This window comes from Rhodovarius lipocyclicus, assembly GCF_009900765.1.
Taxonomy (GTDB): domain Bacteria; phylum Pseudomonadota; class Alphaproteobacteria; order Acetobacterales; family Acetobacteraceae; genus Rhodovarius; species Rhodovarius lipocyclicus.
On the sequence record NZ_JAAABL010000025.1, the window covers coordinates 37,149 to 52,167 of the forward strand.

Annotated in this window: 11 protein-coding genes and 1 pseudogene; 3 read left to right on the forward strand and 9 right to left on the reverse strand. The window is 72.4% G+C overall.

Annotated elements, in window-relative coordinates:
• Positions 1–43: 43 nt before the first annotated feature.
• Positions 44–3,589, forward strand: coding sequence for a trifunctional transcriptional regulator/proline dehydrogenase/L-glutamate gamma-semialdehyde dehydrogenase (putA, locus tag GT007_RS15230; RefSeq protein ID WP_160122484.1), 3,546 nt, complete (start codon positions 44–46; stop codon positions 3,587–3,589).
• Here putA and GT007_RS15235 read toward each other — a convergent pair.
• From GT007_RS15235 to kdpF, 6 genes are all read right to left on the reverse strand, one after another.
• Positions 3,586–4,278: a response regulator gene (locus GT007_RS15235; RefSeq protein ID WP_160122485.1), complete on the reverse strand. Its 693-nt coding sequence runs from the start codon at positions 4,276–4,278 to the stop codon at positions 3,586–3,588. The two genes, putA and GT007_RS15235, sit on opposite strands and share 4 nt — an antisense overlap.
• Entirely contained in the window at positions 4,275–6,917 is a 2,643-nt protein-coding gene (locus GT007_RS15240; protein WP_160122486.1) for a sensor histidine kinase, read from the reverse strand. Before GT007_RS15240 ends, GT007_RS15235 begins: the two co-directional genes overlap by 4 nt.
• Positions 6,918–7,178: 261 nt before the next feature.
• Complete coding sequence (kdpC, locus tag GT007_RS15245) at positions 7,179–7,724, reverse strand: potassium-transporting ATPase subunit KdpC (RefSeq protein ID WP_160122487.1); 546 nt, start codon at positions 7,722–7,724, stop codon at positions 7,179–7,181.
• A 2-nt stretch (positions 7,725–7,726) separates the two neighbouring features.
• The gene (kdpB, locus tag GT007_RS15250; RefSeq protein WP_160122488.1) at positions 7,727–9,748 is read right to left on the reverse strand and encodes a potassium-transporting ATPase subunit KdpB; all 2,022 of its coding nucleotides are present in this window, start codon (positions 9,746–9,748) and stop codon (positions 7,727–7,729) included.
• 7 nt (positions 9,749–9,755) lie between these two features.
• Positions 9,756–11,453 carry a potassium-transporting ATPase subunit KdpA gene (gene kdpA / locus GT007_RS15255; RefSeq protein ID WP_160122489.1) on the reverse strand — a complete coding sequence of 566 codons (1,698 nt, stop codon included), beginning with the start codon at positions 11,451–11,453 and terminating at the stop codon, positions 9,756–9,758.
• A 16-nt stretch (positions 11,454–11,469) separates the two neighbouring features.
• The gene (gene kdpF, locus GT007_RS22960) at positions 11,470–11,556 is read right to left on the reverse strand and encodes a K(+)-transporting ATPase subunit F (protein WP_160122496.1); all 87 of its coding nucleotides are present in this window, start codon (positions 11,554–11,556) and stop codon (positions 11,470–11,472) included.
• A 266-nt stretch (positions 11,557–11,822) separates the two neighbouring features.
• On the opposite strand from kdpF, the gene GT007_RS15265 reads away from it, so the two are divergent.
• Entirely contained in the window at positions 11,823–12,356 is a 534-nt protein-coding gene (locus GT007_RS15265) for a protein-tyrosine phosphatase family protein (protein ID WP_160122490.1), read from the forward strand.
• On the opposite strand, the gene GT007_RS15270 is transcribed toward GT007_RS15265, so the two are convergent.
• Complete coding sequence (locus GT007_RS15270; protein WP_160122491.1) at positions 12,313–13,230, reverse strand: Bug family tripartite tricarboxylate transporter substrate binding protein; 918 nt, start codon at positions 13,228–13,230, stop codon at positions 12,313–12,315. The genes GT007_RS15265 and GT007_RS15270 overlap by 44 nt on opposite strands.
• Positions 13,231–13,301: 71 nt before the next feature.
• A complete protein-coding gene (gene speB / locus GT007_RS15275) occupies positions 13,302–14,273 on the reverse strand; it encodes an agmatinase (protein ID WP_160122492.1) in 972 nt (323 codons plus the stop codon).
• A 93-nt stretch (positions 14,274–14,366) separates the two neighbouring features.
• On the opposite strand from speB, the gene GT007_RS15280 reads away from it, so the two are divergent.
• On the forward strand, positions 14,367–14,717 hold the full coding sequence (locus tag GT007_RS15280) for an ArsC family reductase (RefSeq protein ID WP_201451937.1): 351 nt from the start codon (positions 14,367–14,369) through the stop codon (positions 14,715–14,717).
• A gap of 60 nt (positions 14,718–14,777) precedes the next feature.
• Here the strand turns inward: GT007_RS15280 and GT007_RS15285 are convergent.
• Positions 14,778–15,019 (reverse strand): annotated as a pseudogene (locus GT007_RS15285) (methyl-accepting chemotaxis protein); the annotation flags it as partial.

A 15,019-nucleotide genomic window follows, 5' to 3' on the forward strand; every position in this document is an offset into this window, starting at 1 on the left:
GATACGAAACCTGTTCGGCACATCACCCGTTAAGCGAGGGTCCATGCCGCCATTCGACGCCTTCGCCGAAGCCCTGCCCCCGCAATCCCCGTCGCGGGCGCGCATCACCGCCGCCTGCCGCCCGCCCGAACCCGAATGCCTGCCGCCCCTGATCGCGGCCGCCACCCTGCCCGCCGAAACCTCCGCCCAGGCCACGGCGCTGGCCACGCGCCTCGTCACCGCGCTGCGCGCCAAGGGCACGCGCGGCCCGGTGGAGGGGCTGGTGCACGAATACTCGCTCTCCTCGCAGGAAGGCGTGGCCCTGATGTGCCTGGCCGAGGCCCTGCTGCGCATCCCCGATGCCGCGACGCGCGACGCGCTGATCCGCGACAAGATCGCCCCCGGCGACTGGCGGCGGCATGTCGGGCACTCGCCATCGCTGTTCGTGAACGCGGCCACCTGGGGGCTGGTGATCACCGGCAAGCTGACCGCCACCACCGCCGAGGCAGGGCTGGCCCAGGCCCTGACCCGGCTGGTGGCCAAGGGCGGCGAGCCGCTGATCCGCCAGGGGGTCGCCATGGCTATGCGGATGATGGGCGAGCAGTTCGTCACCGGCCAGACCATCATGGAGGCCCTGACCCGCGCGCGGCGGCTGGAGGCGCGCGGCTTCCGCTATTCCTACGACATGCTGGGGGAAGCGGCGACGACCGCCGCGGACGCCGCGCGCTACTGCGCCGATTACGAGGCCGCGATCCATGCGATCGGCCAGGCCGCGGCGGGGCTGGGGCCCTATGAGGGGCCGGGCATCTCCATCAAGCTGTCGGCGCTGCACCCGCGCTATTCCCGCGCCCAGCGCGGGCGGGTGATGACGGAGCTGCTGCCGCGCCTGCGCGCCCTGGCGGGGCTCGCCCGGCGCTACGACATCGGCCTGAACATCGACGCGGAGGAAGCCGACCGGCTGGAACTCTCGCTCGACCTGCTGGAGGCGCTGTGCCTGGACCCGGCGCTGGCGGGCTGGAAGGGCATCGGCTTCGTGGTCCAGGCCTATCAGAAGCGCGCGCCCTTCGTGCTGGATTGGGTGATCGAGCTGGCGCGGCGCAGCGGCCACCGGCTGATGGTGCGGCTGGTGAAGGGCGCCTATTGGGATGCCGAGATCAAGCGCGCGCAGGTGGATGGGCTGGCGGATTTCCCGGTCTTCACCCGCAAGGCGCACACCGATGTCTCCTACATCGCCTGCGCGCGGAAGCTGCTGGCGGCACCCGATGCGGTGTTCCCGCAATTCGCCACCCACAATGCCCGCACGCTGGCCACCATCCACGCCCTGGCGGGCGAGGGTTTCCACCCCGGCCAATACGAATTCCAGTGCCTGCATGGCATGGGCGAGCCGCTGTACGAGGAGGTGGTGGGGCCGGACAAGCTCGGCCGCCCCTGCCGCATCTACGCCCCCGTCGGCACGCATGAGACGCTGCTGGCCTATCTGGTGCGGCGCCTGCTGGAAAACGGGGCCAATTCCTCCTTCGTGAACCGCATCCAGGACCCGGCGGTGCCGGTGGCGGAACTCGCGGCCGACCCGGTGCCGCTGGTGGCGGCGGGTGGCGGCGCGCCGCATCCGCGCATCGCCCTGCCGCGCGAGACCGTGGCCCATGGCGGCGCCCGGGGGCTGGACCTGGCCAGCGAGGCCACGCTGGCCGCCCTGGCCCCCGCCCTGCGCGCCGCACAGGACTGGCGCGCCGGCACGGATGGCCCCTGGCAGCCCGTGCGCAACCCCGCCGACCACCGCGACATCGTGGGCCAGGTGGCCCATGCCGCGCCCGCCGCCATCGAGGCCGCCCTGGCCGGTGCCGAGGCCGCCTTCCCCGCCTGGTCCGCCACCCCGCCCGCCGAGCGCGCCGCCTGCCTGGACCGCGCCGCCGCCCTGCTGGAAGCGCGCATGCCCGCCCTGCTGGGGCTGATCGTGCGGGAGGCCGGGAAATCCCTGCCCAACGCCGTCTCCGAGGTACGGGAGGCGGTGGATTTCCTGCGCTACTATGCGTCGCAGGCCCGGGGGTTCGGGGCGGGCCATGTGCCGCTCGGGCCCATCGCCTGCATCTCGCCCTGGAATTTCCCGCTGGCGATCTTCCTGGGGCAGGTCTCGGCGGCGCTGGCGGCGGGCAACACCGTGCTGGCCAAACCCGCCGAGGAAACGCCCCTGACCGCCGCCGCCGCCCTGGCCATCCTGCATGAGGCCGGGGTGCCCCTGGCCGCCCTGCACCTGCTGCCCGGGCTGGGCGAGGTCGGCGCCCGGCTGGTGGCCGATGCGCGGGTGTGCGGGGTGGTCTTCACCGGCTCCACCGCCGTCGCGCGGCTGATCCAGCGGGAGCTGGCCCGGCGCCTGAACCCCGATGGCCGCCCGGTGCCGCTGATCGCCGAGACCGGCGGGCAGAACGCGCTGGTGGTGGACAGCTCCGCGCTGGCGGAACAGGTGGTGGGCGATGTGCTCGCCTCCGCCTTCGACAGCGCGGGGCAGCGTTGTTCGGCCCTCCGCGTGCTCTGCCTGCAGGAGGATGTGGCCGACCGCATCCTGGCCATGCTGAAGGGCGCGCTGGCGGAGCTGGCGGTGGGCAACCCGGAGCATCTGGCCACCGATATCGGCCCGGTGATCACGCCCGGGGCACGGGATGCCATCCTGGCCCATATCGGGCGCCTGCGCGCCGCCGGGCTGCCGGTGCACCAGCCGCCGCTGCCCGAGGCCTGCGCCCAGGGCAGCTTCGTGCCGCCCACCATCATCGAGCTGGACGACCTCTCCCGCCTGACGGCGGAGGTGTTCGGCCCCGTGCTGCATGTGGTGCGCTGGCGGCGGGAGGGGCTGGACGCCCTGCTGCGCGCCATCGACGCCACCGGCTACGCGCTGACCTTCGGCGTGCACAGCCGCATCGAGGAGACGATCCAGCGCGCGCTCGGCCTCTCGGCGGCGGGCAATGCCTATGTGAACCGCAACCTGATCGGGGCGGTGGTGGGCGTGCAGCCCTTCGGCGGGCATGGGCTGTCGGGCACCGGGCCCAAGGCGGGCGGGCCGCTGTATCTGCGGCGGCTGCTGGCGGCGCGCCCCCTGGATGCCGGGCTGCCCGGCCAAGCCAGCCACACCCCCTGGCGGGACTGGCTGGCCGCCCACCACCCCCAGGCGCTGCCGGGTTTCGAGGCGATGCTGGCCGCCACCCCCCTGGGCGTGGCGCTGGACCTGCCCGGCCCGGTGGGCGAGCGCAACCAGTACCGGACCACTCCGCGCGGCGACGTGCTGTGCCTGGGGCCGGACGCGGCGGCGGCGATCGCGCAGATCGGCGCCGCCCTGGCCACCGGCAACCGCCCCGTCGTGCCGGCCGGGCTGGATGTGGAACTGCCCGGCTGGATCGCCCGGGGCGAGGCCGGTGCCGCCATCCTCTCCGCCGCCGGGCCGGGGGCCCTGATCGCCCTGAACCAGCGCCTGGCGGCACTGGAGGGGCCCATCCTGCCCCTGCTGGTGCCCGGCGCGGATGGCGCCTATCCGCTGGACCCGCTGGTGCTGGAGCGCAGCATCAGCACCAATACGGCCGCGGCGGGCGGCAATGCCAGCCTGATGAGTCTTGAAGGTTAACCCGCCTCACCGAAGCGATACCCCACCCCGGGCTCGGTGCGGATCAGCCGGGCGGCCTCGCCCAGCTTCTGGCGCAGCTGGCCGATATAGACGCGCAGATACTGCGTGTCCTCCACATGGGCGGGGCCCCAGACGGCGGCCAGCAATTGCCGCTGCGTCACCACCCTGCCCTGCCCGGCGCGCGCCAGCGCGGCCAGCAGATCCCATTCGCGCGGGGTCAGGTGCAGCACCGCGCCATCCACCCGGGCCAGGCGATGCGGCATGTCCACCTCCAGCGGGCCGGCGCGGATCACCTCCGGCGGGGCCTCGGCGCCGGAGGCCCGGCGCAGCGCCGCCCGCAGCCGTGCCAGCAGCTCCGCCAGGGCGAAGGGCTTTTCCACATAGTCGTCGGCGCCGGCATCCAGGGCGGCCACCTTCTCCTCCTCCCGGTCGCGGGCCGAGAGCACGATGACCGGCGCCGCGCTGAACCCACGCAGGCGCGGCAGCAGCGCCTTGCCGTCCATGTCCGGCAGGCCGAGGTCCAGCAGCACGGCGCGGGGGGCGCGCTCGGCCGCCAGGCGCAGGCCCTCGGCACCGGTCAGGGCGCGCAGGGGGGTGTAGCCCGCGGCCTCCAGCGCGGGGGCCAGGAAGCGGTGGATCTGCGGTTCGTCATCCACCACCAGGATGCGGGGCCGGGCCAGGTCGCTCATACGGGGAACCTCATGACGATGCGGGTGCCGCCCCCGCCAGGGAAGGCCGGGCTTTCGGCCGCGATCCGCCCGCCCATGGCCGCCACCAGCCCCCGGCAGATGGCCAGCCCCAGCCCGGTGCCGGCGGCGATGCGGTCGGTGCGGGAAGCCCGGTGGAACGGGTCGAAGATGCGCGGCAGGTCGGCGGCGGGAATACCCGGCCCGTCATCCTCCACCGCGATGGCCAGGTCGTGGCCCTCGCGCCAGGCGCGCACCCGCACCGTGCCGCCCGGGCCCGAGAATTTCAGCGCATTGTCCATCACATTGCCCAGCACCTGGTCCAGCAAGGCGGGGTCCAGCGGCGCCAGCGGCAGGGGCGGTACCTCCCGCGTGATGGTGCGGCCGGTCACGCGTTCCAGCCTGCCGGCGGCGGCCTCGATGGCCTCGGGGATGTCGGTGGGTTCGCGGCGGGGCACCACCTGGCCGTTCTCGATCCGCACCATGTCCAGGATATTGGCGATGTAGCGGGCCAGCCGCGCCGTCTCCTCCTCCGCCGTCAGCAGCAGATCGTCGCGGGTGGCCGCACTCAGCGCCGCGCCGCTTTCGCGCAGCGTGCCCAGGGCGCCGCGGATGGCCGTCAGCGGCGTGCGCAGGTCATGGCCCAGGGAGGTCAGCAGGGCGGTGCGCAGCTGCTCGGTCTCAGCCCGGGCGGTGCCGCGGGCCTGTTCCTCCATCAGCTGCGCGCGCTCGATCGCCACCGCCGCCTGGTCCAGCAGGGCCGAGAGGGTGCGCTCGCGCTCCGCATCCGGCGCGGGCGGACGGATGCCCACCAGCCCCACCACCCCATGGGCGGTGCGCATCGGCAGGAAGCGCCAGGCGGCATCCGGCAGCGTGTCCGTACCGGTGCCGGTGGGCTTGCCGTGCCGCAGCGCCCAACGGGCGGCGGCCATGGCGCCCTCGTCGGGCTCGGCCTCCACCGGCACGGCGGCGCGCACCACGGGCTCCGGCCCGTCATCGGGGCCGAGCGGCGGCAGGGGCAAAATCACCACGGCCGAGCCTCCCACCGCGCGGGCCGCTTCCTGGGCCACGGCCGGCAGCAGCTCCGGCAGGCCGCCCGGCCCGCCCAGGCGGCGGCTGAATTCCAGCAGGCGGCGCAGCGCGCCCACCCGCGCGCGGGTGATGCGCATCGACCGCCCCAGCCGCCCCGTGGTGCCCGCCAGCAGCAGCGCCACCAGCGCGAACACCACCGCCCCCACCACATCCTGCGGCCCGGCGATGGTCAGCGTGTAGCGTGGCGGCAGGAACAGGAAATTCCAGCTGAGGAAGGACAGCGCCGCCGCCAGCAGCCCGTGCCAGGGCCCGAACCCCACCGCCGCCACCACGATCGGCACCAGATAGACCATGCCCAGCGCACCCTCCGGCACGCTGCCATCGGTGGCGACCCCCACCAGCGTGGCCAGCGCCACCAGCACCGGCACCGCCAGCCAGGCCAGCCATTCCGGCGCGCGCGGCGGCCGGGCCCGGGAGCGCGCGGCGGCGGCCGGGCGGGGCACCAGGTGCAGCACGAAATCCTCCGCCCGGCGCAGCATCTGCGCCGACAGCGTGCGGCCCGTCAGCCGCCGCCACAGCGCCGGCCGGCCGCGCCCCATCACCAGATGCGTGGCGTTGCGCGCGCGGGCATGGGCCAGGATGGCGCCTGGCATGTTGCCCGCAGCCACCGTCTCCACCTCCGCCCCCAGGCTTTCCGCCAGGCGCAGGGCCGGGCCGGGGTCCAGCGGGTCCGCCCGGCCGGGCTGTTCCACATGCAGCGCGATCAGCGGCGCGCGCAGCGCATCGGCGATGCGCCGGGCGTGGCGCACCACGCTCTCGGCCGCCGCATCCGAGCCGATCAGCGCCAGCACCCGGTCGCCCGAGGGCCAGGGCCCCGCGATGGCGTTGGCGCGCATCCAGCCGGTGATGTCGGCGTCCACGCGCTCCGCCACGCGGCGCAGGGCCATCTCCCGCAGAGCGGCCAGATTGCCCTCCCGGAAAAAGCCGCGCATGGCGCGCTTGGCCTGATCGGGGCGATAGATGCGGCCCTGTTTCAGCCGGTCCAGCAACTCGGCGGGCGGGATATCGACCAGTTCCACCGCATCCGCACCGGCCAGCACGGCATCGGGCACGGTTTCCGCCACGCGCACCCCCGTGATGCGCGCCACGGCATCGCCCAGGCTTTCCAGATGCTGGACATTCATGGTCGTCCAGACCTCGATGCCGGCCGCGCGCAGCTCCTCCACATCCTGCCAGCGCTTGGGGTGGCGGCTGCCCGGGGCGTTGCTGTGCGCCAGCTCGTCCAGCAGCAGAATGGCGGGGCGGCGGGCCAGGGCGGCGTCCAGGTCGAACTCCTCCAGCACCTGGCCGCGATGGCCGAGCGTGGCACGCGGCAGCACCGGCAAGGCACCGATCTGGGCGATGGTCTCGGCCCGGCCATGGGTCTCGACAATGCCGATCAGCACGTCCTCGCCGCCGGCGGCACGGCGATGGGCCTCGGCCAGCATCTCGAAGGTCTTGCCCACGCCAGGGGCGGCACCCAGGAAGACCTTGAGACGGCCGCGCCCCTCCTTCGCGGCCAAGGCCAGCAAGGCGTCAGGGTCGGGACGGGGAGGCTCGGGGGCACTCATGCTGGGGGGAGGATAGAACAGGGCAAGGCAAAGACCGAGGGGGCACCGCCCCCTCGGGCTCCCCCGCCAGGAGCCGAAAGGCCCCTGGACCCCATCAGTTTAGCGCTGGCCTTGGGAAGTTTTATATCATTGAAATTAATAATAATTTGGTGCCCCACTTCCCAGGACAAAGCGCCATTTCATGGTTTCCAAAGGCCTCTCGGCCTTTGGCGGGGTTCCAAGGGGCAGCGCCCCTTGGTGGGGGTTGGGGGGCAACGCCCCCTACCGCGCCCCATCCAGCGCCAGGTTCAGCTTCAGCACATTCACCCGCGCCTCCCCCAGCACGCCGAAGGTCCGCCCTTCGATATGCTGTTCCATCAGCCCCAGCACCCGCTGCGGCGTCAGCCCCCGGGCGGCGGCGATGCGCGGGATCTGCGCCATCGCGTTCTCCGGGCTGATATGCGGGTCGAGGCCAGAGCCAGAGGCGGTGGCCGCATCGGCCGCCACCCCGCGCCGGCCTTCCAGGCGGCCGGTCACGGCCTCCAGCAGGGCGGCGCTGGTGGGGCCGAGGTTGGTGGCGCCGGAGGCCCCGCCATCATAGCCCTGCCCGGCGTTGGAGGCACGCGGGTGGAAATAGCCCGGCCCCTCGAACCCCTGGGCGAGCAGCTCGGAGCCCACCACCCGGGCATTGCGCTCGATCAGGGAGCCATTGGCCTGGTGGGGGAACACCAGCTGGGCCAGGGCGGTGAAGGCCAGCGGCACCGCCAGCCCCAGGATCAGGGTGAAGCCGCCCAGGAACACCAGGGCCGGACGCAGCAGAGCGATCATGGTCAGAACACCCCCATCACGGAGAGAAGCAGGTCGATCAACTTGATGCCGATAAAGGGCGCGGCAACGCCGCCGAGCCCATAGATCAGCAGGTTCCGCCGCAGCAGGGCGGCGGCCCCCACGGGCGCGTAGCGCACCCCGCGCAGCGCCAGCGGCACCAGCGCCACGATGATCAGCGCGTTGAAGATGACGGCCGAGAGGATGGCGCTCTCGGGGCTGGCCAGCCCCATCACGTTCAGCGCCGCCAGCCCCGGGTATTGCGCCACGAAGATGGCGGGCAGGATGGCGAAGTATTTCGCCACGTCATTGGCGATGGAGAAGGTGGTCAGCGCGCCGCGCGTGATCAGCAGCTGCTTGCCGATCTCCACCACCTCGATCAGCTTGGTGGGGTCGCTGTCCAGATCCACCATGTTCCCGGCCTCACGCGCGGCCTGGGTGCCGGTCTGCATGGCCAGGCCCACATCGGCCTGGGCCAGGGCGGGCGCGTCGTTGGTGCCGTCGCCCGCCATGGCGACCAGGCGGCCTTCCTTCTGCGCGTTGCGGATATAGGCCAGCTTGTCCTCGGGCGTGGCCTCCGCGATGAAATCGTCCACCCCGGCCTCGGCGGCGATGGCGGCCGCCGTCAGGCGGTTGTCGCCGGTGACCATCACGGTGCGGATGCCCATGCGGCGCAGCGCGTCGAACCGGGCGCGCATGCCGGGCTTCACGATGTCCTTCAGCTCGATCACGCCCAGCATCCGCCCGTCGCGGGAAACCGCGAGGGGCGTGGCACCCGCGCGGGCGATGCGCTCCACCGCTTCCTTCAGCGCGGCCGGCGGCTCGATGCCCAATGCGCGGGAGAGGCTGTCCACCGCGCCCTTGCGGAAGCTGCCCTGGCCCGGGATGTCCAGGCCCGAAAGCCGGGTCTGGGCGGTGAAGGGCACCACCGTGGCGCCCTCCGGCCGGGTGGCCGTCAGGCCGTGGCGCTCGCGGGCATAGGCCAGGATGGAGCGGCCCTCCGGCGTCTCGTCGGCCAGCGAGGCCAGCAGGGCGGCCTGGGCCAGTTCGGCCTCGGCCACGCCGGGGGCGGCGAAGAAGCCCGCCGCCTGGCGGTTGCCCAGCGTGATGGTGCCGGTCTTGTCCAGCAGCAGCACATCCACATCGCCCGCGGCCTCCACCGCGCGGCCGGAGGTGGCGACGACATTGAACCGCACCAGCCGGTCCATGCCCGCGATGCCGATGGCCGAGAGCAGCCCGCCGATCGTGGTCGGGATCAGCGTGACCAGCAGCGCGGCCAGTACGGGCACGGAAGGCGCCACGCCGTTGAAGCTGGCCAGCCCCACCACGCTGGCGACGGCGACCAGGAACACGATGGTCAGCCCCGCCAGCAGGATATCCAGCGCGATCTCATTGGGTGTCTTCTGGCGGGAGGCGCCCTCGACCAGCGCGATCATGCGGTCGAGGAAGGAGTTGCCGGGGGCGGCGGTGACGCGCACCACCAGCCAGTCCGACACCACCAGCGTGCCGCCGGTGACGGCGCTGCGGTCGCCGCCGGATTCGCGGATGACCGGGGCGCTTTCGCCCGTCACCGCCGCCTCGTTCACGCTGGCGATGCCCTGGATCACCTCGCCATCGGCGGGAACCAGGTCCCCGGCCTCGACGAGAACCACGTCGTTCTCGCGCAGTTCCGGCGCGTCGCGCCAGTGCCACAGGGCGCGGTCGTCGGGGCGGGCCAGCAGCTTGGCGCGGGTCTCGCCCCGAGCGCGGCGCAGGCTTTCGGCCCGCGCGCGGCCCCGGCCCTCGGCCACCGCCTCGGCGGCGTTGGCGAACAGCACGGTCAGCCACAGCCAGACGGCGATGCCGGCCTGGAAGGCCCAGGGGGCGCCCCGCCAGGCCGCCAGCGCGGCCAGCAGCGTGACCAGCAGCGATACCACCTCGGTGACGAAGATCACCGGGTTGCGCAGCAGGGTGACCGGGTTGAGCTTGCGCAGCGCGTCGAGCACCACGCGGGAGAGCGGCACGGCCGCCATGGTCTGGGTGTGCATGGGAACCTCAGAAGGTCTGGCCGGCGAGCATCGCGAAATGCTCCGCCAGGGGACCGAGGAAGAGGGAGGGCAGGAATTGCAGCCCGCCCAGGATCAGGATGACGCCCGCGAGCAGCCCCACGAACAGCGGCCCATGGGTGGGGAAGCTGCCCGCGGATTGCGGCAGGCGCGGCTTGGCGGCGATGCTGCCCGCGATGGCCAGCACCGGCACGATCACCGCGAAGCGCCCCAGCAGCATGACGATGCCGAGCGTGGTGTTCATCCAGGGCGTATCCGCCGTCAGCCCGCCGAAGGCCGAGCCGTTGTTCCCGGCCGCCGAGCTGTAGGCGTAGAGCAGCTCGGACAGCCCATGCGGCCCGGCATCCTGCACGGAGGCGAGCGCCACCGGCAGCACGGCCGCCACTGCCGTGAAGCCCAGGATGCAGAGGGGCACGATCAGCACCGCCAGCATGGCCAGCTTCACCTCCCGCGCCTGCACCTTCTTGCCCAGGTATTCGGGCGTGCGGCCCACCATCAGCCCGGCCACGAACACCGCCAGCAGCACGAACACCAGCATGCCGTACAGGCCGGAACCCACGCCGCCCGGCAGCACCTCTCCCAGCTGGATCAAGAACAGCGGCACCAGCCCGCCCAGCGGCATGAAGCTGTCATGCATGGCGTTCACCGCGCCGTTGGAGGCACCGGTGGTGATCACCGCCCACAGGGCGGAGGCGGAGGTGCCGAAGCGCACTTCCTTGCCCTCCATGTTGCCCAGGCCCTGGGCCACGCCCTGCGCCAGGTGCAGCGGGTTGCCCCCGGCCTCGGCGGCATAGGTGGCGAGCGTGCCGGCGACGACGAACAGCATCATCACCGCGAAGATCGCCCAGCCCTGCCGGCGGTCGCCCACCATGCGGCCGAAGGTCAGCGCCAGGCCCATGGGCAGGGCGATGATGGCCCAGCTCTGCAGGAAGTTGGTCCAGGGGGTGGGGTTCTCGAACGGGTGGGCCGAGTTCACGCCGAAGAAGCCGCCACCATTGGTGCCCAGCTGCTTGATCGCGATCTGGAACGCCGCCGGGCCCATCGGGATGGTCTGGGTGCCGCCCTCGACGGTGTTGGCGGTGACATAGGCCGACAGGCTCTGCGGCACGCCGCCCGCCACCATGAAAGCCGCGAAGACCAGGCACAGCGGCAGCAGTAGATAGAGCGTGACGCGCGTCAGATCCGCCCAGAAATTGCCGAGGTCGCTGGCGCCGCCGCGCGCGAAGGCGCGGATCACCGCGAAGGCCAGCGCGATGCCGGTGGCGGCGGAGAGGAAATTCTGCACCGCCAGCCCCGCCATCTGCGACAGGTAGCTCATCGCCGCCTCGCCGCTATAGGCCTGCCAGTTGGTGTTGGTGACGAAGCTGATGGCCGTGTTGAACGCCAGCCAAGGCGGCACGCCGTCGAGGCCCTGCGGGTTGAAGGGCAGCACCCCCTGCAGGCGCAGCAGCGCATACAGCAGCAGGAAGCCCGCCAGGTTCACCGCCAGCATCGCCAGCACATAGGCCCGCCAGCCCATGCCGCGCGCGGGGTCGATGCCGGCCGCGCGGTACAGCAGGTTTTCCACGGGGGCCAGGACGCGCCACCGCCCCTCGGCGATCGCGGCCATGGCGCCGCCCAGCGGCACCGCCGTGGCCGTGACGGCCAGCAGCACGAGCGCGATCTGCGCCCAACCGATCCAGCTCATGATCAGAAATCCCCCGTCAAAGGGTTTCCGGGCGCAGCAGCGCCCAGAACAGGTAGAGGAGAAGGCCCAGCGCCACCGCGCCGCCGAGGAGAAGCTCCAGCATGGCGGTCAGACCCGGTCGCAGGCGAAGGTGTACAGGGCCATCAGGGCGAAGCCGCCGAGGCCGAGGAGAATGAGGGTGATGTCGAGCATGATGTTCCCGCTGGCGGTCCGGGCATGGGCCGGCGCCGGGCGGAGATTCAGCCAGGAGGCCGCAAGGGTGCGATGGGGAAGGACGGCGGGCGGCGTAAAGAAGGCGTAAGGAAGCGGCCTCGACCGCCGGGCCGGGCCAGGGCAGAGAGGGTTCACGCCCTGGCAGAAGGATATCCGATGCGCCCAGACCCGACGCTGCGTCCGCTCCCGCTGCCGGCCGGGGTTCCGGGCGGCCTGTTCCTGACCGCCATGCCCGGGCGCTTCGGCCCGGTGGAAGCCTTCACCGCCGCCCTGGCCGGGCAGCGGATCGGGCATGTGCTGTGCCTGACGGGAGAGGCGGAGATCGCCGCCAAATCACCCGGCTATGCGGCACTGCTGGCCGGGGGCGGGCTGCCGGCCCGGCTGCATGCCCATCCCATCCCCGATTTCGCCACCCCCGCCGATGAGGCGGCCTTCGCCGCCTGGGCGGGGCGGGCCGCCGCCCTGCTGATGGCCGGCGAGCGCGCCGTGCTGCATTGCGCGGCCGGCATCGGGCGCACCGGCACCGCCGCCCTGTGCCTGCTGCACCTGCTGGGCGAGGACGCGGCGCGCGCCGAGGCGCTGGTGCAGGCGGCGGGCTCCGGGCCGGAAACCGAGGCCCAGCGGGAGTTTGTGGCGCGCTTCGCCCTCAATCCCCCGGGCGCAGCCCGGCCGACTGGATCACCTGCCTGAACTTCTCCAGCTCCGCCGCCTGGAAGGCCGCGAAATCGGCCTGGCCACGGAAGGTGATCGGGGTGGCCAGACGCTCGAACCCGTCGATCACGGGGGCGGCGCCGAGGGCACGCTGGCAGGCGGCCTCCAGCCTGGCCAGGGTGGCGGGCGGCGTGGCGGCGGGGGCATAGAGCCCGGCCCAGATGGAATAGACCATGTCCACGCCCTGTTCCCGCAGGGTGGGGGTTTCCGGGAATTCGGCGGTGCGGCGCTCGGCCATCACGCCCACCGGCACCAGGTTGTTGGCGCGCAGCCCCCCCGGCAGGTCGGCATAGATCGACACGTCGTTGCGCAGCAGCGCGATGATGGATTCGGCGCTGCCCCGGAAGGGCACATGCGTCATCTGCGTGCCCGTCCGCTGGGCGAGCGCCGCCATCACGATGTGCGGGATGGAGCCAGGCCCGGCCGAGCCGTAGTTGAAGCCGCTGTCGCGCCGCGCGCGGGCGATCACGTCGGCCACGTTGCGGATGCCGCTGACGGGGGCCGCCATCATCATCACCGGCGCGTCGCCCAGCAGGCAGACCGGCGCGAAATCTGCAACGCGATAGGGCAGGTCAGCGCGGAAATGGGGCTGAATGGCCATGGGGCCGGTGGTGGTCAGCAACAGGGTGGTGCCATCCGGCCGGGCGCGCGCGACCTCGGTCGCGCCGATGGCGCCGGCGGCACCGGTGGTGTTCTTCACCACCACCTGGGTTTCCAGCACCGCGCCCATTTCGGGCGCGATCAGCCGCGCCATGCGGTCGGCGCTGCCGCCCGCGCCGAAATTGACCACGATGGTCGTGGCATTCTGCGCCAGGGCCGAGGCCATGGCGCAACCGTAGAACAGCAAACCCAACAGGCATTGGCGCAAGCGACGGATCCTTTCGGAACAGGGGCGATCCGTTCGCCTAGCAACCTTGGGGCCAGTCAGGCGGCGCCGCGCGCCTCCGCCATCAGGCACAGGATCTCGAACATCATGTTCGCGCCGATCAGCGCGGTGCAGCCGCCCTGGTCGAAGGGGGGGGCCACCTCCACCACATCCGCGCCCACGATGTTCAGGCCGCGCAGGGCGCGCAGCATGCGCTGGGCCTCACGCGGGGTCAGCCCGCCGATCTCGGGCGTGCCGGTGCCGGGCGCGAAGGCGGGGTCCAGGCTGTCCACGTCGAAGGTGAGGTAGGCGGGCTTGTCGCCCACCACCCGCCGGGCCTCGGCCATCGTGGCGTCCACGCCCAGCGCCTCGAACTCCTCGATGGTGATGATGCGCACGCCCTGGTCGCGGGCCCATTCCATATCCTCGGGGTCGAACAGGGAGCCGCGGATGCCGATCTGCACGATCCGTTTCGGGTCCAGCAGCCCTTCCTCGATGGCGCGGCGGAAGGGCGTGCCGTGGGTGAAGCGCATGCCGCCGAAATAGGTGTCGTTGGTGTCGGAATGGGCGTCGAAATGCACCATGCCGAGCGGCCCCAGCCCCGGTTCCGCCCGATGGATGCCGCGCAGGATGGGCAGGGAGATCAGGTGGTCGCCCCCCAGGCACAGCGTCCAGGCGCCGGCCGCGCGGATCTCGGCCACGCGGTCCTCGATCATGGCCAGGGAGACCATCAGGTCGGCGGGGTTGGTGGGCGTATCCCCCGCATCGGCCACGCGGCACAGCCGGCAGGGCTCCACCCGCGTCACCGGGTGCACGCGGCGGATGATGGAGGACATGTTGCGGATCTCACGCGGGCCATGGCGCGGCCCGGCACGGTTGGTGGTGCCGAGGTCGAACGGCACGCCCAGCAGCGCGATATCCAGCGTCGAGGCATCCTCGACCTGCGGCAGCCGCATGAAGGTGACGGGGCCCGCGAAGCGCGGCGTCGTCATGCCGTCCATCGGTTGCGGCCAGGCGGATGGCTCGGTCATGTCGGTCTCCGGTTCAGAAGGCCGCAGGCTAGAGCAGAGGCGGGCCGGTTGGAATCGCCCGGCGGGCATGCGAAGCCCTGAACAGCAAGGAGAATGTCCGTGAGCGTCACCATCCATGGCATCAAGAACTGCGACACCATGAAGAAGGCCCGTGCCTGGCTGGACGCCCATGGCGTCGCCTATGCCTTCCACGACTACAAGACCCAGGGGATCGCGCCCGAAAAACTGCGGGAATGGTGCGCGGCCCTGGGGTGGGAGGTGCTGCTGAACCGCGCCGGCACCACCTTCCGCAAACTGCCCGATGCCGAGAAGACCGGGCTGGACGAGGCGCGCGCCATCGCGCTGATGGCGGCGCAGCCTTCCATGATCAAGCGCCCGGTGCTGGATGTGGATGGGGTGCTGACCGTGGGGTTTTCGCCGGAGCGTTACGCGGCGGTGTTCTAGCGGTTTGTTTTCGCGATCATCCTGACCCGATCGGATGAGACCATCCGATCGGGTGATGATCTAAGCCGCCCTCACATCCGCCACGAACCCGCCCACGGTCTTGGTCAGCTGTTCCGACTGCCGCGCCAGTTCCGACGCCGCCCCCAGAACCTGCGCCGCCGCCGCACCCGTCTCGCCCGAACCCTGGCTCACCGCCGCGATGTTCTGGCTCACGGCATCCGTCGCCTGCGCCGTCCGCTGCACCGTCCGCGCGATCTCGCCGGTGGCCGTGCTCTGCTGCTCCACCGCCGCCGCGATCGCCA